Below are 21,330 nucleotides of genomic sequence, written 5' to 3'. Positions count from 1 at the left end.
ATTCCCCTATGTCCATTCTCGTCAACAAGAACACCAAGGTCATTACCCAGGGTATGACCGGTGCCACCGGCACCTTCCACACCGAGCAGGCGCTCGCCTATGGCACCCAGATGGTTGCCGGCGTGACTCCGGGCAAGGGCGGCACGACCCACATCGGTCTGCCGAACTACAACACCGTCGCCGAAGCCAAGGCCGCAACCGGTGCGACCGCCACCTGCATCTACGTTCCGCCGCCGTTCGCGGCCGACTCGATCCTGGAAGCGATCGACGCCGAGATGGAACTGATCGTCGCGATCACCGAGGGTATCCCGGTTCTCGACATGGTCCGCGTGAAGCGCGCCCTCTCGGGCTCGAAGTCGCGCCTGATCGGTCCGAACTGCCCCGGCGTCCTGACCCCCGGCGAATGCAAGATCGGCATCATGCCCGGCAGCATCTTCTCCAAGGGTTCGGTGGGCGTCGTCTCGCGCTCGGGCACGCTCACCTATGAAGCGGTGTTCCAGACCACCAATGCCGGCCTCGGCCAGACCACCGCAGTCGGCATCGGCGGCGACCCGGTCAACGGCACCAACTTCATCGACGTCCTGGAACTGTTCCTGGCCGACGACGAGACCAAGTCGATCATCATGATCGGCGAAATCGGCGGCAGCGCCGAAGAAGAAGCGGCCCAGTTCCTCAAGGACGAAGCCAAGCGCGGCCGCAAGAAGCCCATGGCGGGCTTCATCGCCGGACGCACGGCGCCTCCGGGCCGCCGCATGGGCCACGCCGGCGCGATCGTGTCGGGCGGCCAGGGCGCGCCGAGGACAAGATCGCGGCGATGGAAGAAGCGGGCATCCGCGTCTCAGCCTCGCCGTCGCTTCTGGGTGAAACCCTTGTGGAAGTCCTCAAGGAATACGCCTGACCCCAATCCCCCATGGCGGCGCGAATCTTCGGATTTCCGCCGCCACGGGACCCACAAGCGATCCGGCACGTTCGAGATGCCGGACGCCATGCGAACGAAACGGCCCCCCTCCATCGGGACCATCGTTCCAGATCTAGCTTGGTAGCGCCGGCCGTTTTCCGGCGCGACAAAAGGTGACACCCGATGGGCGACGAAAGTTTCGACTTCACCCCCGATGATGCCCTCGACGGCCCGCAGGCCGGTCCGAGCTGGCAGCGCAAGAACTGGCCGCTCGTAGGAGCGGAATTCGAGGACGACCTGACCCAGGGCCTCGACCCCAGCGCTCTCAAGGTCCAGATCGAGAAGGCAGCCGCAAAGGGCGGCCAGAAGGTCGACCAGTCCCGCATAGACGAAGCCGCGGCCGACGCAATCCGCGCCATGATGCTGATCCGCACATATCGCGTGCGCGGTCACCTGGCAGCCGATCTCGACCCGCTCGGCCTCAACCAGCGCCAGCTTCCCGCTGACCTGACCCCCGAATACCACGGCTTCGTAGGCGCCGCGCAGGACCGTTCGGTCTATGTCGGCGGCGCGCTCGGCCTGGAGTGGACGACCGTTCGCGAGATCGTGCAGATCCTGCGCGCGAACTATTGCGGCAAGGTCGGCCTCGAATACATGCACATCGCCGATGTCGAGGAACGCCGTTTCCTCCAGGAGCGCATGGAAGGGGCGAACAAGGAAATCGAGTTCACCCCCGAAGGCAAGAAGGCGATCCTTCAGGCCGTCGTGCGCGGTGAGCAGTACGAGAAGTTCCTCGGCAAGAAGTACGTCGGCACCAAGCGCTTCGGCCTGGACGGCGGCGAAGCCATGATCCCGGCGCTCGAAGCCGTGATCAAGTACGGCGGCACGCTGGGCGTGAAGGAAATCGTTTACGGCATGGCCCACCGCGGCCGCCTGAACGTCCTGGCGAACGTCCTTGCCAAGCCCTACAAGGTCATCTTCCACGAATTCTCGGGCGGCACTGCCAATCCGGAAGACGTGGGCGGCTCGGGCGACGTGAAGTACCACCTCGGCACTTCGGCCGACCGCGAGTTCGACGGCATCAAGGTCCACATGAGCCTGATGCCCAACCCGTCGCACCTCGAAACCGTCGATCCGGTCGTGCTCGGCAAGGTCCGCGCCTACCAGACGATCGCGGACGACATCGGCGACGATATCGGCCCCGGTTCCAAGCACAAGCAGGTGCTGCCGGTCCTCATCCACGGTGACGCGGCCTTCGCCGGCCAGGGCATCATCTGGGAGTGCTTCGGCCTCTCGGGCGTGAAGGGCTACAACACCGGCGGTTGCATCCACTTCATCATCAACAACCAGATCGGCTTCACGACGAGCCCGCAGTTCGCGCGCAACTCGCCGTACCCGTCCGACGTGGCGAAGGGCGTTCAGGCCCCGATCCTACACGTCAACGGCGACGATCCGGCTGCGGTGACGTTCGCGTGCAAGCTGGCGATCGACTACCGCCAGACCTTCGGCCGCGACATCGTGATCGACATGTGGTGCTATCGCCGCTTCGGCCACAACGAAGGCGACGAGCCCGGCTTCACGCAGCCGCTGATGTACCAGAAGATCCGCCAGCACCCGCCGGTCAGCAAGATCTATGGCGATCGCCTGAAGCAGGAAGGCGTCATCGACGACACCTTCCTGGCAAAGACCGAAGCGGACTTCACCGCGCATCTCGAAGAGCAGTTCGAGGCGGCCAAGACCTACAAGGCCAACCAGGCCGACTGGTTCTCCGGCCAGTGGAGCGGCTTCCACAAGCCTGCCGATCCCGAAACCGCGCGCCGCAACGTCGACACCACGATCGAGACCAAGCTGTTCGACAGCCTCGGCCGTACCCTGACCACCGTTCCCGAAGGCCTGACCGTCCACAAGACGCTGGCCCGCGTGCTGGCGGCCAAGGAAGAGATGTTCAAGTCGGGCGACGGCTTCGACTGGGCCACGGCGGAAGCGCTCGCTTTCGGCAGCCTGGTCACCGAAGGCTACAACGTGCGCCTGTCCGGCCAGGACTGCGAACGCGGCACGTTCTCGCAGCGTCACTCCGTCTGGGTCGACCAGAAGGACGAGAACAAGTACACGCCGCTCACCACCCTGCCCCACGGCCGCTTCGAGGTCCTGAACTCGACGCTTTCGGAATATGGCGTGCTCGGCTTCGAGTACGGCTTCGCCAGCGCCGACCCGAAGACGCTGGTGCTCTGGGAAGCCCAGTTCGGTGACTTCGCCAACGGTGCGCAGATCATCATCGACCAGTATGTCGCCTCGGCGGAGTCCAAGTGGCTGCGCGCCAACGGCCTCGTCATGCTGCTGCCCCACGGCTACGAAGGCCAGGGTCCGGAGCACTCGTCGGCCCGTCTGGAACGTTACCTGCAGCTCTGCGCACAGGACAACATCCAGGTCTGCAACATCACGACGCCCGCGAACTACTTCCACGTTCTGCGCCGTCAGATGCACCGTCCGTTCCGCAAGCCGCTGATCATCATGGCCCCGAAGTCGCTGCTTCGCCACCCGCTGGCAAAGTCGCAGGCCTCGGAGTTCACTACCGGCACCTTCTCGCGCATCCTCTCCGACCCCAGGGCTTCGGAAGATGCGGCCACCAAGAAGGTCATCCTGTGCTCGGGCAAGGTCTTCTACGACCTGCTCGAAGCCCGCGATGCCGCCGAGATCGACGACACCCAGATCATCCGCATCGAGCAGCTCTATCCCTTCCCGGGCGAGCCGCTGGCAAAGCGCCTGGCGCGCATGCCGAACCTCGAAGAGGTCGTCTGGTGCCAGGAAGAACCGCAGAACAACGGTTCCTGGTTCTTCGTCGAATCGCAGATCGAGGCTGCCGCCAAGGAAGCCGGCGTCGCCCAGCCGCGTCCGCGCTATGCCGGTCGCAATGCCTCGGCTTCGCCTGCCACCGGTCTCGCCAAGCGCCACGTTGCCGAACAGGCTGCGCTGGTCGCCGATGCGCTGCATCTTTCCGTTCGTTCCGAACTCCGTCGCAAGCAGAAGGCTTGAGATAAATCATGACCACCGAAGTCAAGGTCCCCGTCCTCGGGGAATCCGTCGCCGAAGCCACCATCGGCCAGTGGCTGAAGCAGCCCGGCGAAGCCGTTGCCGCTGACGAGCCCATTGCCAGCCTCGAGACCGACAAGGTCGCGATCGACGTCATGGCGCCCCACGCGGGCGTCATGGGCCAGCAGATCGCCAAGGAAGGCGACACCGTCGTCGTCGGCGCGCTGATCGCCACGATCGAGGAAGGCACCGGCGCCGCCGCCGCTCCCAAGGCTGCCGCAGCACCGGCCGCCGCCGCTCCGGCTCCGGCCCCCGCGGCTGCCGCCGTCGCCCCGGCCGCGGCTGCTGCCGCCGACGAAGGTTCGGCCGGTTCCTCGGTCCTGTCGCCGGCCGTGCGCCGCGCGATCCTGGAACACGGCATCGACCCGGCCACCATCAAGGGCACCGGCAAGGACGGCCGCATCACCAAGGACGACGTCCTTGAAGCCGCCAAGAACAAGCCCGCCTCGGCGCCTGTCGCCGCTTCGGCCGCCGCCACTCCGGCTGTGCGCAACGAAGAACGCGTCAAGATGACGCGCCTGCGCCAGACCATCGCCAAGCGCCTGAAGTCCGCGCAGGACAACGCCGCGCTTCTCACCACCTTCAACGACGTCGACATGTCGGCCGTCATCGAGGCGCGCGAGAAGTACAAGGACGTGTTCCAGAAGAAGCACGGCATCAAGCTCGGCTTCATGTCGTTCTTCGCCAAGGCTTCGGTCCTGGCGCTGAAGGACATCCCGGCGGTCAACGCCCAGATCGACGGCGACCAGATCGTCTATCACGACTACGTCGACATCTCGATCGCCGTCTCGGCCCCGAACGGCCTCGTCGTTCCGGTCGTGAAGGACTGCGACAAGCTCGGCTTCGCCGGCATCGAGAAGGCGATCGCGAACTTCGGCAAGAAGGCCAAGGAAGGCACGCTGACCATGGCCGACATGGCCGGCGGCACCTTCACGATCTCCAACGGCGGCGTGTTCGGCGGCCTGATGTCGACCCCGATCATCAACCCTCCGCAGTCGGCCGTGCTCGGCCTGCACCGCATCGAGGATCGCCCGGTCGTCCGTAACGGCGAGATCGTGATCCGCCCGATGATGTACATCGCGCTGTCCTACGATCACCGCCTGATCGACGGCCGTGAAGCGGTCACCGCGCTCAAGACGATCAAGGAAGCGATCGAGGATCCCACCCGTCTCCTCATCGACCTCTGAGTTGCAGACCCCGCCCGTCCTGAAAAACATCTGGCCGGGCGGGGTTTTCTCTTGAGTTGAAATGACTATTTTCCGCTCGTGCCCAAAGTGCGAAGCACGAGCGTACGGAGGCCTGAACAATGGCTGATTACGATTACGACGTCCTTGTCATCGGTGCCGGCCCTGGCGGCTATGTCGCTGCGATCCGCGCCGCACAGCTCGGTCTGAAGACCGCCTGCGCCGAAGGTCGCGAGACGCTGGGCGGTACCTGCCTCAACGTCGGCTGCATCCCCTCCAAGGCCCTGCTCCACGCATCGGAATACTTCGAGGCGGCCAAGGGCGGCGCGATGGCGGCGATGGGCATCAAGGTGACCCCTGAGCTCGACCTCGACACCATGCAGGACCAGCGCAAGGACGCCGTGAAGGGCCTGACCGGCGGCATCGAATTCCTGTTCAAGAAGAACAAGATCGACTGGCTGAAGGGCTACGCCCAGTTCAAGGACGCGCACAGCGTCGAAGTCGCGGGCAAGACCGTGACCGCCAAGAACATCGTGATCGCCACCGGTTCCTCGGTCACCCCGCTTCCCGGCGTCGAGATCGACAATGCCGGCGGCGTCGTGGTTGATTCCACCGGCGCGCTGGAGCTGGCCTCCGTTCCCAAGAAGATGGTCGTCATCGGCGGCGGCGTGATCGGTCTCGAACTCGGTTCGGTCTGGCGCCGTCTCGGCGCGGAAGTCACCGTCGTCGAATACCTCGACCAGCTCCTGCCCGGCATGGACGGCGAAGTGCGCCGTGAAGCCGGCAAGATCTTCAAGAAGCAGGGCATGGTCCTGAAGCTCGGCACCAAGGTCACCGGCGTGACCGTGGAAGGCAAGACCGCCAAGGTCACCGTCGAACCCGCCAAGGGCGGTGACGCGGAAGTGATCGAGGCCGACGTCGTGCTGGTTTCGATCGGTCGCCGTCCCAACACTGAAGGCCTTGGCCTCGACAAGATCGGCATCGAACTGAACGCACGCGCGCAGATCGAGACCGACCACGACTTCGCCACCAAGGTGGACGGCGTCTGGGCCATCGGCGACGTGATCCCCGGCCCGATGCTCGCGCACAAGGCCGAGGACGAAGGCATTGCCGTGGCCGAGAACATCGCGGGCCTGACCGGCATCGTGAACCATGACGTGATCCCGGGCGTGGTCTACACCCAGCCGGAATTCGCGGGCGTCGGCCTCACCGAGGAAGCCGCCAAGGAACGCGGCGCGATCAAGGTCGGCAAGTTCCCGATGCTCGCCAACTCGCGCGCCAAGACCAACCACGAGCCGGACGGCTTCGTGAAGGTGATCGCCGATGCCGAGACCGACCGCGTGCTCGGCGTGTGGTGCATCGCCTCGGTGGCAGGCACGATGATCGGCCAGGCCGCGCAGGCCATGGAATTCGGCGCGACCTCGGAAGACATCGCCTACACCTGCCACGCGCACCCGACCCATTCGGAAGCGATCAAGGAAGCGGCCATGGCCGTGCTGGGCAAGCCGATCCACATCTGATCGGCTCCTTCTTCGAAGGCCAGGCGAAAGCCGGCGGTGCGAAAGCATCGCCGGCTTTTCCATTTGGGGCGCGCGCGCATTCCCGCTACCTCTCGCCCCATGAACCTTCGCCCCTTCCACCTCGCCTTTCCCGTCCACGATCTCGACGCCGCCCGGGCATTCTGGGGCGGGGTCATGGGATGCCGGGAAGGACGCAGCAGTGCATCGTGGATCGACTTCGACTTCCATGGCCACCAGATCGTCGCCCATCACGTGCCGGACATGGCGCGCGGCGATGCCGGATCCAATCCGGTCGATGGACACGGCGTGCCGGTGCCGCATTTCGGGATCGTGCTGGCGATGGAGGACTGGCAGGCTCTCGCCGCGCGTCTGCGCGACGCCGGGATGGCGTTCGGCATCGAACCCTATATCCGCTTTGCCGGACAGCCGGGAGAACAGGCCACGATGTTCTTCCGCGATCCTTCCGGCAATGCCATCGAGATGAAGGCTTTCGCCGATCTTGGCCAGCTCTTCGCCCGAAACTGAACCGCGTGTCGCGGATTCGGCCGCCCGGAAAGACAATGAAATTCAAGATCGGGAAACGAACGGGACAATAGCCGCTGCTATCGAGGATGCCCAAACAATAAGCATTTAATGCCTATTATTTAGGCAAAGATGAGAGGGTGATCACTTGAGCTTCCTGGTTCTCGCCGCAACCGCAGCCATCTCCGCCTCCGCAGTTCCCCACGCGGCTCCGGCCCATTCGCTCGAGGTCCAGCATCGCGGCGCGGCCTACACAGTCGATTACGTCACCCGGGTCGAGACCCGCGCCAAGGCCATCGGCATCTCCCCCCCGGCCCGCACCAGCAGCCGGCGCTGCATCCTTACCGCGCAAGTCTCGGTCGAGCGGCGCATTCAGCCTGCGGGCGGCGCCAGGGCCATCGCCACCGTGCTTCCCGGCACGAGGACCTTCACGCAGAGCCAACCCGGAGACTGCCGCCGCGACGACCGGCAGAGGGGCGAATTCGTGGCGGGCAAGGCCGATGCGATTTCGGATCACGTCCGCGAACTGGCATCCGCCGACCACCACGATACATTGGCCGCAATCGACGCCGCACGCGATTTCGCCGCGAAATGAACCGCGCTAGAGCGTCGGGATGACCAGATACGCTTTCCCGGCGGCCCTCGTGGCCGCGCAATCGTCTTTCCCGCCCACAGCCAGGCCCAGTCCGCCGCCGCCAGCGTCTCGCTGGAGGCCACCAGCGACTTGCGCGCACGCGGGCTGAGCTGGAGCGGCGGCCGCGCGGCCATGGCGGTGGATGCCAGCCTGCCCTTGTCCTCCGATGTCTCGATCGATCTCGGCGCCGCCAGCCTGCGGGACAGCGCAAGACACGGCGACGCCGACATAGGCCTCACCCTGTCTCCGGAATTGACGCTCTACTCCGGCGGCGGATGGACGCTTTCCGCGGCAGCCACCGGCCATGTCTTCGTCGGCGCCTCGGGCCTGAGCTACGGCGAACTCGGCACGCGCCTCTCCCGCACGATCGGCCCCGCCCGTCTCGACCTCGGCGCCAGCTTCGCGCCTTCGCAGAAGGCGATCGGCGGCAGCGATCTCTACCTTGAAGCCAATGCTGCCGTCGGCATTCCCGGCACCGCGCTCACCGTGTATGGTGGGGGCGGCTACAGCACCGGCTCCACCCGGAATTCCGCTCTTGCCGCAATGCGTGTCCAGCGCCTGCGCCCGGACGGCAGTTACTGGGACCATTATCTCGGCGTCGAACAGCAGATGGACCGGCTCGCGCTGGGCCTGCGATATACCGGGACATCGATCGGGGACGACCTGGCCCCCGGCCGCTATCGCGACCGCCACACAGGCTCCAGGATTGCGGCTTACCTGCGTTTCACGCCGTGATTGGAACTGCCGCAATTCTCGCGTATTGTCCTGTGCGGAGGGGACAATTTCCGGGACATTCGCGCAATGAGGACAGGAAAGGTCCGTGCGGCGGGCCACTGCGCCATGGGAGCGACGACGCTCGCGCTTTGCCTCGCGCTCGCGCTCGCGGGGTGTAAGCGCCGAGCCGATGAAGGGCCGCCGCCCCGCGCCACCGACGCCATTCGCATGGAACCGCAGGCATCGCTCGTCACCGTCCCCATCCATGCCGACGTAAGCGAACTCGCCCGGGCCCTGGAGCGGGAGATTCCCCGCCGGCTCTGGTCGATAGACAGGCCGGACAGCACTTGCGTGCCGTCAAGGAAGGTCAAGGTGGCTTTCGTCAAGCTCAAGACCCCGGACATCAAGTGCCGCATCATCGGCGAAGTCACGCGCGGTCCGGTAAGCTTCACCGGCAAGGGCCGCGACATCGTGCTGACCATGCCGCTGCACGCCGTCGTCCGCGCCGAGGATATCGCCGGCGTCCTCAAGCGGGAAACCGCAACGGCAGATGCCACGGCCCGCGCCACGATCCGCCTCACGCTTGCGCAGGACTGGACCCCGCGCGGCACGGTGGACATCCGCTATAGCTGGACCGAGCATCCCCATCTCGATTTCCTCGGCCAGCGCATAGACCTCACCGAGCCGGCGGACCGCAAGCTCGCCCCGGTGATCGCCCGGCTTGAAACAACTCTCCCCGGGCAGCTTGCCCGCCTGGAACTGAGACCGCAGATCGAAAGGGCCTGGGCCTCCGCCTTCACCTCGCTCGCCCTCAATGAGAGGAACCCGCCGGTCTGGATGCGGATCACGCCGCAGGAATTGCAGTACGGCGGGTATGAACTGGATGGACATCGGCTGGTCCTGCGGCTGGGCCTCAAGGCGCTCACCGAAACCTTCGTTGGCCACCGCCCGCCCGATCCGCCCGCCGCGCCCCTGCCCCCGCTGCGCCCGATGACAGCGGAAGCCGGCCGGCTGGCCTTCTTCATCCCGGTGATCGCCGATTATCGCGAGCTTGAGCCGGTCCTGATGCGCGCGCTCGTCAAGCGGTCGCAGCGGCCGTTCGCGGTTCCGCACATCGGCCCGGTAATGGCCACCTTCCACAAGGCGACCATCTACGGAACCACCGGCGGCAGAATCGCGGTAGGTATAAACTTCACGGCCCGCGGCGTAGCCGAACGGTTGAAGGCGGCACATGGAACGGTCTGGATCACCGCAACCCCGGTAAATGCCGCTAATTCGCGCAAGGTGGACTTCGCCGATTTCCATGTCGGCGGCACGACGGACGCGGTGGGCGGCGATATCCTGCTGGCCCTTGCCAATACGCCCGGCGTGTCCAGCACGCTCTCCGCGGCGCTCGGGCAGAATTTCGAGAACGACTACCGGGACCTCCTCGGCAAGATCGCGCGCGCCATCGACGACAAGCGGGAAGGCGAATTCGTGATCCGGGCCGAAGTCACCGAAACGCATACAGGGACCATCAAGGCCAGCGGACGCGGGCTCTACCTGCCGGTTCGCGCCGGTGGAAAAACGTCGATCACACTGAGAGATAAGCCATAATGGCAGCAGTTTACCCGCAGGAATGCCTTGACGTGCAATCGATTTTATACAGTGTTGTCCAACAAGATCGAATTCAATCCAGAGACGCGGGGATCGTTTGAAGGCTGTTTTTCACTCGGGCCCCGAGCACGTCCCATGCTGACTTTTGGCGATGCACCTGAACCGGATGTAGCGGCAGACATGGTGCTTATCCGTGTCGAGCTGGCTTCCATCGAAGCCATCGATCTGGTGAAGCTGGCGCTCTATCAAAGCGGCCTTGCGGAGATCCCCCCTTCGGGCATCGCCGGTAGCCAGGCCTGTGGCATCGTCATCGCCACCGGCGCGAAAGTGACCCGGTTCCGCATCGGCGACCGGGTTGTGGCCTGCCACGGCTGGGGCAGCCATGCCGAACTGTTCGCCGCGCCGGAAGCTTCCACCTGGCCCCTGCCCCAGGGCATCGATCCGGGCTTCGGGACGGCCGCGCCCTTCACGCTGGCCGCCGCGCAGGGGACGCTTTTCGCACGGGGCCAACTGCAACCCGGCGAAGTCCTGCTCATCAATCACATCACCAGCAGCCTCGGTATCGTCGCGCTGCAACTCGCCGCCGAAACGGGCGCCACCGTCATCGGAATATCCCGAGATCCGGCGCGCGGCGCCAGGCTGAGGGAACTCGGCCTCCATCACGCCCTCTACCCCGAACAGGACGACGTGATGGCCGCATGTCTGGAACTGACCGGTGGCAAGGGCGTCGATTTCGTGTTCGACGTCAGCGCCGGTGAAAGGTCCACGCAACTTGCCCGTCTCGTTGCACCGGGCGGACGCTACGCCGCGATCTCAGCCGCCGGAAACGGTCTGGCCTCGATCGGATATGGCAAGGAAGGCGCAGGCGGCCCCACGATCAGGCGCTTCGCCATCGCGCCCGCCGGCCCGCTGGGCGAGCCCGATATCCACGACGAAGTCACGCGCCTGCTGGCCCGCGTAAGCCAGGGCGGCATCCAGCTTCCCATCGAGCACGAGTTCGCCTTGTGCGAGGCCGCCGAAGCCTACGAATTCATCCTCAGCGGCCAGCCCTTCGGCCATGTGGTTATGCGGCCCTGACCGGCAGCGGTCAGATGCCTTCGGGATAGACCGGCCGGATATCGACCGGCAGGCTCGCCATGCTCGCGATCACGGCTTCCGCCTCGGGATCCAGCTTCGCCCAGCGCGCCATGAAGACCTTCGTGCCTTCATAGTCGCCCTTGGCCTGAAGCATCAGCATGTCGTGCAGCAGGTCGCGCAGCCCTGCCTCCATCTTCGCATCGTCGAAAGCATAGCGCCGCGCCGCTGCGTCGTAAGTGAAGGCGCCCTTGTCGCGCAGGTACCCATACTGGAGCGCGGCGCCCTTGCCATGCGCCTCCACCGCGCCGAAGCGCACCGCGCGGAAGATGCCCGCGACATAAGTGGCGAAAAGCTGGGGGCGCTCGGATGCCGGAATCTCGCCCTTTTTCATCATCAACAGGATATCCCAGACCCCGGCGACATCGGCCTTGGCTTCCTCGATTGCCGAGTTCTGCTCCTTCAGCGCCTTGTCCACGGTGGTGGTCTGACCGTTCACGACGATCGTGCCCGGCCCGAGGCTGTGCGAGAGTTCATGGAACAGCGTTTCGAGCTGCATGTACTTGCGATCGACCAGACCCGCCTGCGACGGCACCAGCACCAGTGCACCCATGGGCTTCAGGATACGCTCAAACTTTGCGCCCAGCACGTTCGACAGGATCACCTTCTTGGCGCCCTTGGCCTCGCGCACGCGCTCGTCATTGGGAAGGTTGAAAGCGACCGTCTGCGGCCCCGGCACATTGTCGCCGCCGCCGCGAATCTGTTCGGCCACGGCAATCGGACTTTCGAACCCGCGCTGGAAGTTCTTGTAGGCATCCTCGATCGGAAGGTTCGCTTCCATGTCGCGCAAGTAGTTCTTGTACTTGGCAAGCGCAGCGGATTCCACCGGGTCCTTGAGCGTCACGAAGCTCTCGAACGACGTTTTCGCGCCCATCAGACGATCGGTGTAGACCTCATAGGGCCCGATGGCGACTTCGATGGGCGTGTCCTTCAGGTCCATCCATGCCAGTTCGCTCTCGTAGTAGTCGTCCGTGCGGAAGGCCTTGGCCCGCAGCGAGAGGAATTTCTTCAGGCTGGCGTTGCTCGTCCGCGCCGCCGCCTGATCGAGCAGGCCGGCCGCCGGTTCCAGCCACGCCTTGTAGGCGACCGAATAAGGCACCGCGACCAGCTTCGCGCCGTCCCTGCGGACGACCGTGTAAGGGCTGCTCAGCGCCGCCTTCTGGTCCGGGTGCGCGGCAAGGTAAGCCTCGAAATCGGCGCGCGTAAGATCTTCGGGATAGAAGCCCGCACCTTCCGGCATCGGCGTGGTGCCCCAGAACGGGTGCAGGTCGGCCAGTTCGTCCCAGGGCCCGAAATTACGGTCGAACATCTCGACCAACAGGTCGCGGTCGGCGCGGCGGTTCATCGAGACCGCGCGGCGCACTTGCGGGTTCTCCGCGTAGCGCTGCCGCAAGTAGACCTCGCTCATCAGGTCGGAAGCCTTGATGAGGAGGTTCACCACGTCCCGCTCCTCGGCCGAGAGGAACTTCGTGTCCACCTCCATCGGGATCGTCGCCAGCTTCGCCTTCTGCACGGCGAGATCGTAGGCCGGTTCCGCCGCAAGGGCCGGAGCGGAAACGAGGCTGGTCGCGGCGAGCAGCGCGGAGGCGAGGAGGAACTTGGGCATGGGATGTGGTCCGTCTGGGGGAATTGTCGGGGCGGACACTAGGCTTCCTGCCTTGCAGTGCAAAGGGAAGAAAAGGAAAAGCAGCGGAGGGTACTACGGACAGACAACGGGCGAGGTTGAAGTTCCGAGGGTCCGGGGAATCATCCCCCGGGGGTTGCCTTTTAAACTTCGAGCAACCGATCGGCCTGCGCCCGAGCCTCCGCCGTCACCTCGGCCCCGGAGAGCATCCGCGCGATCTCTTCCTTGCGCTCGCCCTCGTCGAGCAGCGCCACCGAGGTGCGCGTGACGGTGCCTTCGCTGGACTTGGCGATCATGTAGTGCCGCCGCCCGCGCGCCGCGACCTGCGGGCTGTGCGTAACCGCCAGCAACTGCCCTTCCGAGGCAAGCCGCGCCAGACGCTCGCCGATCGCGCTGGCGACCGCGCCGCCGACACCCCGGTCGATCTCGTCGAAGATCACCGTCGCCGCGCCGCCTTCTTCGGCCAGCGCCACCTTGAGCGCGAGGATGAAGCGCGAGAGTTCGCCGCCCGAAGCGATCTTGGCAAGCGGAGCGAAATCGGCGCCGGGATTCGTGCTGATGAGGAATTCGACGGCATCCATGCCATGCGAACCCCAGCGGTCTTCCGGCACGCGGATCACCGAGGTCTGGAAGCGGGCGGCATCGAGCTTCAGCGGCGCGAGTTCGGCCGCCACCGCCTTGTCGAGCCGCTTGGCGGCGGCCCGGCGCAGGTCGTGCAGCGCCTCGGCCTGTTCGCGATAGGCCAGCGCCGCCTTCTGCGCGGTGCGTTCAAGCCCGGCGACATGCTCCTCTCCGCCTTCGATGGCGTCCAGCGCACTGCGCATCTCCCGCATCTTTTCCGGCAGCTCGTCGACCTGGCAGCCCTGCTTGCGGGCCGCGGCGCGCAGATCGAACAACCGCGTCTCGATTCGGTCGAGCTCGTCGGGGTCGAAAGCCAGGGCCTCGGCGGCGCGGTCCAGCTTGTCTTCCGCCTCGCTCGCCTCGATCACCGCCCGGTCCAGCGCTTCGAGCGCTTCGGCAAGCAGGTGATGCTCGCCGGCGATACGATCAAGCCGGCGAGACGCGCCGCGCAGCGAAGCCAGCGCCGAATCGGACCCGGTCCACAGATGCTGGAGCGCAACGAGATCGTCGGAAAGCTTTTCGCCCTTCTGCATTTCGGCGCGGGCATGGGCGAGTTCTTCCTCCTCGCCTTCCTGCGGACCCAGCGCATCCAGCTCGGCAAGGTGCGCCAACAACAGGTCCTGATCTTCGGCCGCCTTGGCGACTTGCGCGCGCGCGCCGTCAAGGGCGCTCTGGGCGGTGCGCCAGCTCTTCCAAGCAGCCTCCACCCCGGCAACGTCCCCGCCCGCGAAACGATCGAGCAGGGCGCGGTGCCCCTTCGCGTTCACGAGGCCGCGATCGTCGTGCTGGCCATGGATCTCAACGAGCGCAGGCGCAATTTCGCGCAGCAGCGCAACGCCCACCGGCTGGTCGTTGAGGAAGGCCCGGCTGCCGCCATCGGCCTTGAGCTGACGCTTGAGGATCAGCGGCTCGCCCGGCTCGATTTCGAGATCGGCCTCTTCCAGTACCTTGCGAACGACGCCGGGAAGCTCTGCGAATTCGAAGCTGGCCGTGACGATCGCCCGGCTTTCGCCGGCCCGCACCAGCCCGCTGTCGGCACGGTTCCCGATCACGAGGCCCAGTGCATCGAGCAGGATCGACTTGCCCGCGCCGGTTTCACCCGTGAGAACGCCCAGCCCCCTTGCGAAATCGAGGTCGAGCGCTTCGATCAGCACGATGTTGCGGATGGAGAGGCGGTTCAGCATGTTCGCGATCCGTTCTAGCGAAAACTTATTCGCCCGTCACGCATCTTTGCGCCCACCGCTCAGGCAGCCGCACCGCAGGCGCCTCAGGCGGCGACGTTCTTCGGAGCGTACTTTTCCATTAGCTTGTAGGCGCGTGCGTACCACTTGCTGTTCGGATAGTTGTTTTCCAGCACGGCCGCCGCCTTCTGCGCTTCCTCGGGCACGCCGAGCGAGAGATATCCCTCGACCAGACGGAAGAGGGCTTCCGGTGCATGGCTGGTGGTCTGGAAATTGTCGACGACGTTGCGGAAGCGCAGGGTTGCCGCGAGCCACTTGCCGCTGGCCTCGTAGCCGCGGCCGATGGTCATTTCCTTGCCGGCAAGGTGATCGTTCACAAGGTCGATCTTGAGCTTCGCGTCCGCGGCGTAAGGCGTGCCGGGATAGCGGCGCATCACGTCGGTCAGCGCCTGCTTGGCCTGCTCGGTGGTCTTCTGGTCGCGCGTAACGTCGCTGATCTGTTCGTAATAGCAGATCGCGATCAGGTAATAGGCGTAAGGCGCGTCCTTGTTGCCCGGGTGGATCGAGAGGAAGCGCTGCGCCGACTGGATCGACTTCGTATAGTCACGCGCGGCATAGTAGCTGAACGCGCTCATGAGCTGCGCGCGGCGGGCCCAGGGCGAATAGGGGTGCTGGCGCTCCACTTCGTCGAACAGGGCGGCGGCCTGCTTGGTGCGGCCCTGATTCAGGCGCTGCTGCGCGGCCGCGTAAAGCGTATCGACGTCGCGCGCGACGTAGGCGGTGTCCTTGTTTCCGCCCCTCCCGCCTGCGCATCCTGCGGTGAGGACGATCGCGCCGGTGGCGGCAGCGAGAAGGGCGATCTTGAAGCGCGAGCGTTCGAACATGGCCGGGTCTATAACCAGCGCTTTGCTGAACGCCAAGTGAAGTTGCACCGCAAGGCGACAGGAAGGCATTTCTTCCCCGGCTTAGACGCTGAATCGGCGAAGTTCGGCATTGTCTGGCGCGGCGTGCCTGCCATAGTCGGACCGATATGGCCGGCAGCAACGCTCTTTCCTCTCCCGTCTTGTCCGATGCACTGGTTATCCTGGGTGCAGCGGGCATCGTGATTCCCGTTTTCAACCGTTTCCGCATTACCCCGGTGATCGGGTTCATCCTCGTAGGGCTGCTGGTCGGCCCCTTCGGTCTCGGCCGGCTGGTGTTCGATACGCCGTGGCTGTCCTGGGTGACGATAACCGACCCCGACGGGCTGGAGATATTCGCCGAATTCGGCATCATCCTGCTGCTGTTCTCGATCGGCCTGGAACTGTCGTTCGGCCGCTTGTGGGCGATGCGGCGCTTCGTGTTCGGGCTCGGCTCGCTGGAACTGATCCTGACCGGCAGCGCCCTCACATTCTTCTTCGCCGCAATCGGGCAGGGATTCTCCGGCGCGATGGCGCTCGGCCTCGCACTGGCGCTATCCTCCACGGCGCTCGTCCTCAAGATGACCGACACCACCACCCCGGTCGGCCGCGCGGCGCTCGCCATGCTGCTGTTCGAGGATATCGCGCTGGTGCCGATCATCTTCCTGCTGGGCGCTCTGGCCCCTCACGCCAAGGGCGCAGGAATGGACGGCCTGATCCACACGCTGGTCTGGGGCACGCTGGTCGTCACCGCGCTGCTGGTGCTGGGCCGCTACCTGCTCCCGCCGCTCTTCGCGCAGGCTGCACGGACCAAAAGCCCCGAACTGTTCCTGGCGGCCAGCCTGCTGGTGGTGATCCTGGCCTCGCTGGCGACGGGGGCGACCGGTCTTTCCCCCATAGTCGGCGCGCTCGTCGCCGGCCTGCTGATCGCCGAGACCGAATACCATACCGAGGTCGAACAGATCATCGAGCCGTTCAAGGGCCTCGCACTCGGCGTGTTCCTCATCACCATCGGCATGAGCATCGACCTTCGAATCGTTTGGGAGAACCTCACCTCGATCCTGATCGCCGCGGTCGGCGTGATCCTGCTCAAGTCCACGGTAACGGGCCTGCTGCTGCGCATGATGGGCGCCCGGCGCGGCACCGCGACCGAAACCGGCATCCTGATGTCGAGCCCTTCGGAAACCACGCTGATCGTGCTGAGCGCGGCGGGCGCGGCACAGCTCATCCAGCCAGGCACGGCGATGTTCTGGCAGATCGTCACCGCGCTGGGTCTTACCGTCACCCCACTGCTGTCGATGATCGGCAAGCTGCTCGCCAAACAGGTGGACAGCGTGGAAACGCCGCACCAGCCCGCCGAGGCGACCGACAAGCCGCAGACCCTCATCATCGGCTTCGGCCGCGTCGGACGGCTGGTGGCCGACATGCTGGCCCGTCACGGCCGCCCCTACCTCGCGGTGGACAGCAATACCGACCTCGTCACGGACGGGCGCCGCCATGGCTACACGGTGGCCTTCGGGGATGCCGGTCGCGGCGATGCCATGCTGCGTTTCGGCGCAGCCGGTGCGGCGGCGGTGATCCTGACGATGGACGAACCCGTCACCGCCCAGCGCATCGTCCGCAAGCTGCGCGCCGATTTTCCCGACCTGCCGATCATCGCCCGCGCCCGCGACGCCGAGCACGCGGCCTTGCTCTATCGCGCCGGCGCTACGCACGCGGTGCCCGAAACGCTCGAAAGCTCGTTGCAACTCTCGGAAGCCGCACTCACCGAGATCGGCGTCGCCATGGGGCCGGTAATCGCCTCGATCCACGAAAAGCGCGACGAATTCCGCGAACAGATCAAGGAACAGGGCGGACTGGCGCAGAAGCCTGCGCTCAAGTCAGGCCAGTTGAAGCAGCCCGAGCGGGCCTAGACGGAGAGGGCTACAACGATCGCGGCTCGAACACGGACCAGCCGGTCCGCTGGACGAGCCGCTCCAGCGCCAGTTGCCCGAGGTGCGAATTGCCGCTCTGGTTGAGCCCGGGAGACCATACCGCGATACTCGCGGTGCCCGGCGCCACGGCAAGAATGCCGCCGCCAACGCCCGACTTTCCGGGCAACCCGATGCGATAGGCGAAATCGCCCGAGTTATCGTAGTGGCCGCAGGACATCATCAACGCATTGATGCGCCGCGCACGCCGCTCATTGATGACGCGGTGCCCGTGCGAGATTCCGCCGTTCATCAGATAGCGCCCGGCCAGCGCAAGTTGGCGGCAACTCATGGCGAGCGCGCAGAAGTGGAAATACGTCCCCAGCACCCGCTCGACATCGCCGTGGATATTGCCGAAGGCCCGCATGTAATTGGCCAGCGCGCGGTTGCGAAAACCCGTCTCGCTCTCGGCGGCAGCCACGACCTCGTCGATGACGATGCCGTCGTCACCCGCGAGTTCGCGCACGAAGCGCAGCATCTGGCCGATCGCCTCGCGCGGCTCCAGGCGCCCGAGCAGCACGTCGGTGACGACGATGGCCCCGGCGTTGATGAAAGGATTGCGCGGGATGCCATGCTCGGTTTCAAGCTGGACGATCGAATTGAACGCACTGCCGGACGGTTCACGGCCCACCCGGCTCCACAACTGATCTCCCACCGCGCCCAGTGCCAGCGTCAGCGCAAAGACCTTGGAAATCGACTGTATCGAAAACGCCTCTTCGGCATCGCCCGCCGTGTGCACCGCGCCGTCCGCCATGACCACCGCGATCCCGAACTTGGTGTCCGGCACGGCAGCCAGCGGTGGGATATAGTCCGCCACCTTCCCGCGATAGTCGGCGAAGCGCAGTTCCTCCGCGATTTCGGCGATAACCGCGCCGGGTGCGTCAGCGCCCGAAGTTCCCCTGTTTAATGAAGCTTCCAAACTACCGGCACCCCGCGATAGTGCACTCCATCGTAAACAGGCACCCTTCCGCGAATAGGACTGGCTGCAGGAAGATTCCCGCAGCGCCAAGAATATAGCCAAGCTTATCCTTTTTCATGCCCATCCGCCCCCCAAGGTGAAAACTATCCTGCCAGAACGGCCTTCACCGCAGCAATGGCGTCCGCCGCCTTGTCGCCGTCGGGACCGCCGCCCTGCGCCATGTCGGCGCGGCCGCCGCCGCCCTTGCCGCCCAGCGTTTCCACACCCTTGCGGACCAGATCGACGGCGCTGATCGTGCCGGTGAGGTCTTCGGTGACGGCAGCGGCGATGCTCGCCTTGCCCTCGTTCACCGCGACGATCGCGGCGACGCCCGAGCCCATGCGCTGCTTCGCCTGATCGAGCAGCCGCGCAGTTCCTTGGGATCGAGCCCCTCGAGCACTTGCCCCGAGAACTTCACGCCGTTCACTTCTTCGTCGGCAGCTTCAGCCTTGGCACCGCCGCCGCCGAGCGCCAGCGCCTTCTTCGCTTCGGCCAGTTCGCGTTCGAGCTTGCGACGCTCGTCCAGCAATGCGGCGACGCGGGTTTCGACATCTTCGGGAGTGGTGCGCAGCAGCCCGGCGGCGCCCTTCAGCGCGTCCTCACGGGCGACCAGCCACTGGCGCGCGCCCTCGCCGGTCAGAGCCTCGATACGGCGCACGCCCGAGGAAACGGCGCTTTCCGAAACGATACGGAACACACCGATATCGCCCGTGGCGCGCACATGCGTGCCGCCGCAAAGCTCGACCGAATAAGTGCGCTCGCCGCCTTCGGTCTTTGCCGTGCGGCCCATGGAAAGAACGCGCACTTCATCGCCGTACTTCTCGCCGAACAGTGCCATGGCGCCGGCGCCAATGGCATCGTCAGGCGTCATGAGGCGAGTGAGAACCGGGTCGTTCGCACGGATTTCCGCGTTCACCTCGGCTTCGATCGCAGCGATATCCTCGGCGGTGAGGGCAGTCGGGTGCGAGAAGTCGAAGCGCAGGCGTTCGGCGGCGACCAGCGATCCCTTCTGGGTAACATGATCGCCCAGACGCTTGCGCAGCGCGGCATGAAGGAGGTGCGTGGCGGAGTGATTGGCGCGAACCGCGTCACGGCGCTCGACATCGACCGTGAGGTTCACGGCATCGCCGACCTTGATCGTGCCTGCCTCGACCGTACCGCTCATCGCGTGAAGGCGGCCGAGCGGCTTCGCGGTGTCGGCAACGTCGATCTTCAGGCCATTCGCGCCTGCGATCGCACCGCGATCGCCTTCCTGTCCGCCCGATTCGCCGTAGAACGGGGTCTGGTTGGTAACCACGACAACCTGATCGCCGGCAGTGGCCGAAACGACCTCCTTGCCGTCCTTCACCAGCGCCACGACCTGGCCTTCGCCGGTCGTGGAGGCGTAGCCGGTGAACTCGGTCGCGCCTTCGCGCTCGGCGATGTCGAACCACACTTCGCTGTCGGCGGCCTGCCCCGAACCCTTCCACGCGGCGCGGGCGGCAGCCTTCTGCTGGGCCATGGCAGCATCGAAACCGGCGCGGTCCACCGCGATGCCGCGCGAACGCAGGGCGTCTTCGGTCAGGTCGTAAGGGAAGCCGAAAGTATCATAGAGCTTGAACGCGGTCTCGCCGGGGAGCTCGCCGCCCTCGCCCATGTCGCCGGTCGCTTCGTCCAGCAGCTTGAGGCCGTTGGCGAGCGTGCGACGGAACTGCACTTCCTCGCGCTCCAGCGTTTCCTCGATCAGCGGCTGGGCGCGGCCGAGCTCCGGATAGGCCTGGCCCATCTCGGCGACCAGCGCGGGGACAAGGCGATGCATCAGCGGGTCACGCGCGCCGAGCAGATGAGCATGGCGCATGGCGCGGCGCATGATGCGACGCAGGACATAGCCGCGGCCTTCGTTGGACGGTAGCACGCCGTCGGCCAGCAGGAAGCTGGTGGAACGCAGATGGTCCGCGATCACGCGGTGGCTGGCGCGCTGCTCGCCCTCGGCGGCAACGCCGGTGAGGCTTTCCGAGGCGGCAATCAGCGCCTTGAACGTGTCGATATCGTAGTTGTCATGCACGCCCTGCATGACCGCCGAGATGCGTTCGAGGCCCATGCCCGTATCGATCGAGGGCTTGGGCAGATTGCCGACGATCTCGCCCGCAGCCTGTTCGAACTGCATGAACACGAGGTTCCAGATCTCGATGAAGCGGTCGCCATCTTCTTCCGGGCTACCCGGAGGGCCACCCCAGATGTGATCGCCGTGGTCGAAGAAGATTTCCGAGCACGGGCCGCACGGGCCTTCGTCGCCCATCGCCCAGAAGTTGTCCTTCGTGGGGATGCGGATGATCTTCGATTCGGGCAGGCCGGCGACCTTCTTCCACAGATCGAAGGCTTCATCGTCGGTGTGATAGACGGTGACCAGCAGCTTCTCGACCGGGAGGCCCCACTCCTTGGTCAGCAGGGTCCAGGCATGCGTGATCGCCTGTTCCTTGAAGTAGTCGCCGAACGAGAAGTTGCCCAGCATCTCGAAGAAAGTGTGGTGGCGCGCCGTGTAGCCGACGTTGTCGAGATCGTTGTGCTTGCCGCCGGCGCGTACGCACTTCTGCGACGACGTGGCGCGCGGCGTGGCGCGGGTTTCAAGGCCCGTGAACACGTTCTTGAACGGCACCATGCCGGCATTCACGAACATCAGCGTCGGGTCGTTATAAGGAACGAGCGGCGCGGACTGGACGGCCTCGTGACCATTGCTGGCGAAATAGTCGAGGAAGGACCGGCGGATTTCGTTGGTCGTGTGCATAACCCGCGCCGATAATCCAGC

General features: G+C 65.5%; 13 protein-coding genes and 2 pseudogenes. 10 read left to right on the top strand and 5 right to left on the bottom strand.

Features of this window, described 5'->3' with window-relative positions; genetic code table 11:
• Positions 1-8: 8 nt before the first annotated feature.
• From sucD to ADT71_RS06340, 9 genes and pseudogenes are all read left to right on the top strand, one after another.
• Positions 9-898, top strand: a pseudogene (gene sucD / locus ADT71_RS06380) (succinate--CoA ligase subunit alpha).
• 183 nt (positions 899-1,081) lie between these two features.
• Positions 1,082-3,931 (top strand): 2-oxoglutarate dehydrogenase E1 component, encoded by a 2,850-nt coding sequence (locus ADT71_RS06375; RefSeq protein WP_054435834.1) that lies wholly within the window; start codon positions 1,082-1,084, stop codon positions 3,929-3,931.
• A gap of 8 nt (positions 3,932-3,939) precedes the next feature.
• Positions 3,940-5,175: a 2-oxoglutarate dehydrogenase complex dihydrolipoyllysine-residue succinyltransferase gene (gene odhB / locus ADT71_RS06370; RefSeq protein ID WP_054435833.1), complete on the top strand. Its 1,236-nt coding sequence runs from the start codon at positions 3,940-3,942 to the stop codon at positions 5,173-5,175.
• A gap of 119 nt (positions 5,176-5,294) precedes the next feature.
• The gene (gene lpdA / locus ADT71_RS06365; RefSeq protein ID WP_054435832.1) at positions 5,295-6,692 is read left to right on the top strand and encodes a dihydrolipoyl dehydrogenase; all 1,398 of its coding nucleotides are present in this window, start codon (positions 5,295-5,297) and stop codon (positions 6,690-6,692) included.
• A 99-nt stretch (positions 6,693-6,791) separates the two neighbouring features.
• On the top strand, positions 6,792-7,217 hold the full coding sequence (locus ADT71_RS06360) for a VOC family protein (protein WP_054435831.1): 426 nt from the start codon (positions 6,792-6,794) through the stop codon (positions 7,215-7,217).
• A gap of 145 nt (positions 7,218-7,362) precedes the next feature.
• Positions 7,363-7,809, top strand: coding sequence for a hypothetical protein (locus tag ADT71_RS06355; RefSeq protein WP_054435830.1), 447 nt, complete (start codon positions 7,363-7,365; stop codon positions 7,807-7,809).
• Positions 7,810-7,836: 27 nt separating this feature from the next.
• Positions 7,837-8,583 (top strand): TorF family putative porin, encoded by a 747-nt coding sequence (locus tag ADT71_RS06350; RefSeq protein WP_082370187.1) that lies wholly within the window; start codon positions 7,837-7,839, stop codon positions 8,581-8,583.
• A gap of 66 nt (positions 8,584-8,649) precedes the next feature.
• A complete protein-coding gene (locus tag ADT71_RS06345; protein ID WP_231635653.1) occupies positions 8,650-10,158 on the top strand; it encodes a DUF4403 family protein in 1,509 nt (502 codons plus the stop codon).
• Between the two features lie 135 nt (positions 10,159-10,293).
• Entirely contained in the window at positions 10,294-11,235 is a 942-nt protein-coding gene (locus ADT71_RS06340; RefSeq protein WP_082370186.1) for a zinc-binding alcohol dehydrogenase family protein, read from the top strand.
• A 10-nt stretch (positions 11,236-11,245) separates the two neighbouring features.
• Here ADT71_RS06340 and ADT71_RS06335 read toward each other — a convergent pair whose 3' ends face one another.
• The 3 genes from ADT71_RS06335 to ADT71_RS06325 form a co-directional block, all read right to left on the bottom strand.
• Positions 11,246-12,898, bottom strand: coding sequence for a DNA mismatch repair protein MutT (locus ADT71_RS06335; RefSeq protein WP_054435827.1), 1,653 nt, complete (start codon positions 12,896-12,898; stop codon positions 11,246-11,248).
• A 161-nt stretch (positions 12,899-13,059) separates the two neighbouring features.
• Complete coding sequence (gene recN, locus ADT71_RS06330) at positions 13,060-14,721, bottom strand: DNA repair protein RecN (RefSeq protein ID WP_054435826.1); 1,662 nt, start codon at positions 14,719-14,721, stop codon at positions 13,060-13,062.
• Between the two features lie 83 nt (positions 14,722-14,804).
• On the bottom strand, positions 14,805-15,602 hold the full coding sequence (locus tag ADT71_RS06325; protein WP_054435825.1) for an outer membrane protein assembly factor BamD: 798 nt from the start codon (positions 15,600-15,602) through the stop codon (positions 14,805-14,807).
• 146 nt (positions 15,603-15,748) lie between these two features.
• On the opposite strand from ADT71_RS06325, the gene ADT71_RS06320 reads away from it, so the two are divergent.
• Positions 15,749-17,530, top strand: coding sequence for a cation:proton antiporter (locus ADT71_RS06320; RefSeq protein ID WP_054435824.1), 1,782 nt, complete (start codon positions 15,749-15,751; stop codon positions 17,528-17,530).
• Positions 17,531-17,540: 10 nt separating this feature from the next.
• On the opposite strand, the gene ADT71_RS06315 is transcribed toward ADT71_RS06320, so the two are convergent.
• Positions 17,541-18,506 (bottom strand): glutaminase, encoded by a 966-nt coding sequence (locus ADT71_RS06315; protein WP_054435823.1) that lies wholly within the window; start codon positions 18,504-18,506, stop codon positions 17,541-17,543.
• Between the two features lie 143 nt (positions 18,507-18,649).
• Positions 18,650-21,309, bottom strand: a pseudogene (alaS, locus tag ADT71_RS06310) (alanine--tRNA ligase).
• Positions 21,310-21,330: the final 21 nt, after the last annotated feature.

It is taken from the genome of Novosphingobium sp. ST904 (assembly GCF_001298105.1).
Lineage (GTDB): Bacteria > Pseudomonadota > Alphaproteobacteria > Sphingomonadales > Sphingomonadaceae > Novosphingobium.
Note: the sequence above shows the minus strand (reverse complement) of the source record. Positions and strands in the feature narration are given on the sequence as shown.

Bases quoted from the DNA above. Each gene is read 5' to 3' on its own strand.
- ADT71_RS06375 (WP_054435834.1), top strand. From the start codon at position 1,082: ATGGGCGACGAAAGTTTCGACTTCACCCCCGATGATGCCCTCGACGGC.
- odhB (WP_054435833.1), top strand. From the start codon at position 3,940: ATGACCACCGAAGTCAAGGTCCCCGTCCTCGGGGAATCCGTCGCCGAA.
- lpdA (WP_054435832.1), top strand. From the start codon at position 5,295: ATGGCTGATTACGATTACGACGTCCTTGTCATCGGTGCCGGCCCTGGC.
- ADT71_RS06360 (WP_054435831.1), top strand. From the start codon at position 6,792: ATGAACCTTCGCCCCTTCCACCTCGCCTTTCCCGTCCACGATCTCGAC.
- ADT71_RS06345 (WP_231635653.1), top strand. From the start codon at position 8,650: ATGAGGACAGGAAAGGTCCGTGCGGCGGGCCACTGCGCCATGGGAGCG.
- ADT71_RS06340 (WP_082370186.1), top strand. From the start codon at position 10,294: ATGCTGACTTTTGGCGATGCACCTGAACCGGATGTAGCGGCAGACATG.
- ADT71_RS06335 (WP_054435827.1), bottom strand. From the start codon at position 12,898: ATGCCCAAGTTCCTCCTCGCCTCCGCGCTGCTCGCCGCGACCAGCCTC.
- recN (WP_054435826.1), bottom strand. From the start codon at position 14,721: ATGCTGAACCGCCTCTCCATCCGCAACATCGTGCTGATCGAAGCGCTC.
- ADT71_RS06325 (WP_054435825.1), bottom strand. From the start codon at position 15,602: ATGTTCGAACGCTCGCGCTTCAAGATCGCCCTTCTCGCTGCCGCCACC.
- ADT71_RS06320 (WP_054435824.1), top strand. From the start codon at position 15,749: ATGGCCGGCAGCAACGCTCTTTCCTCTCCCGTCTTGTCCGATGCACTG.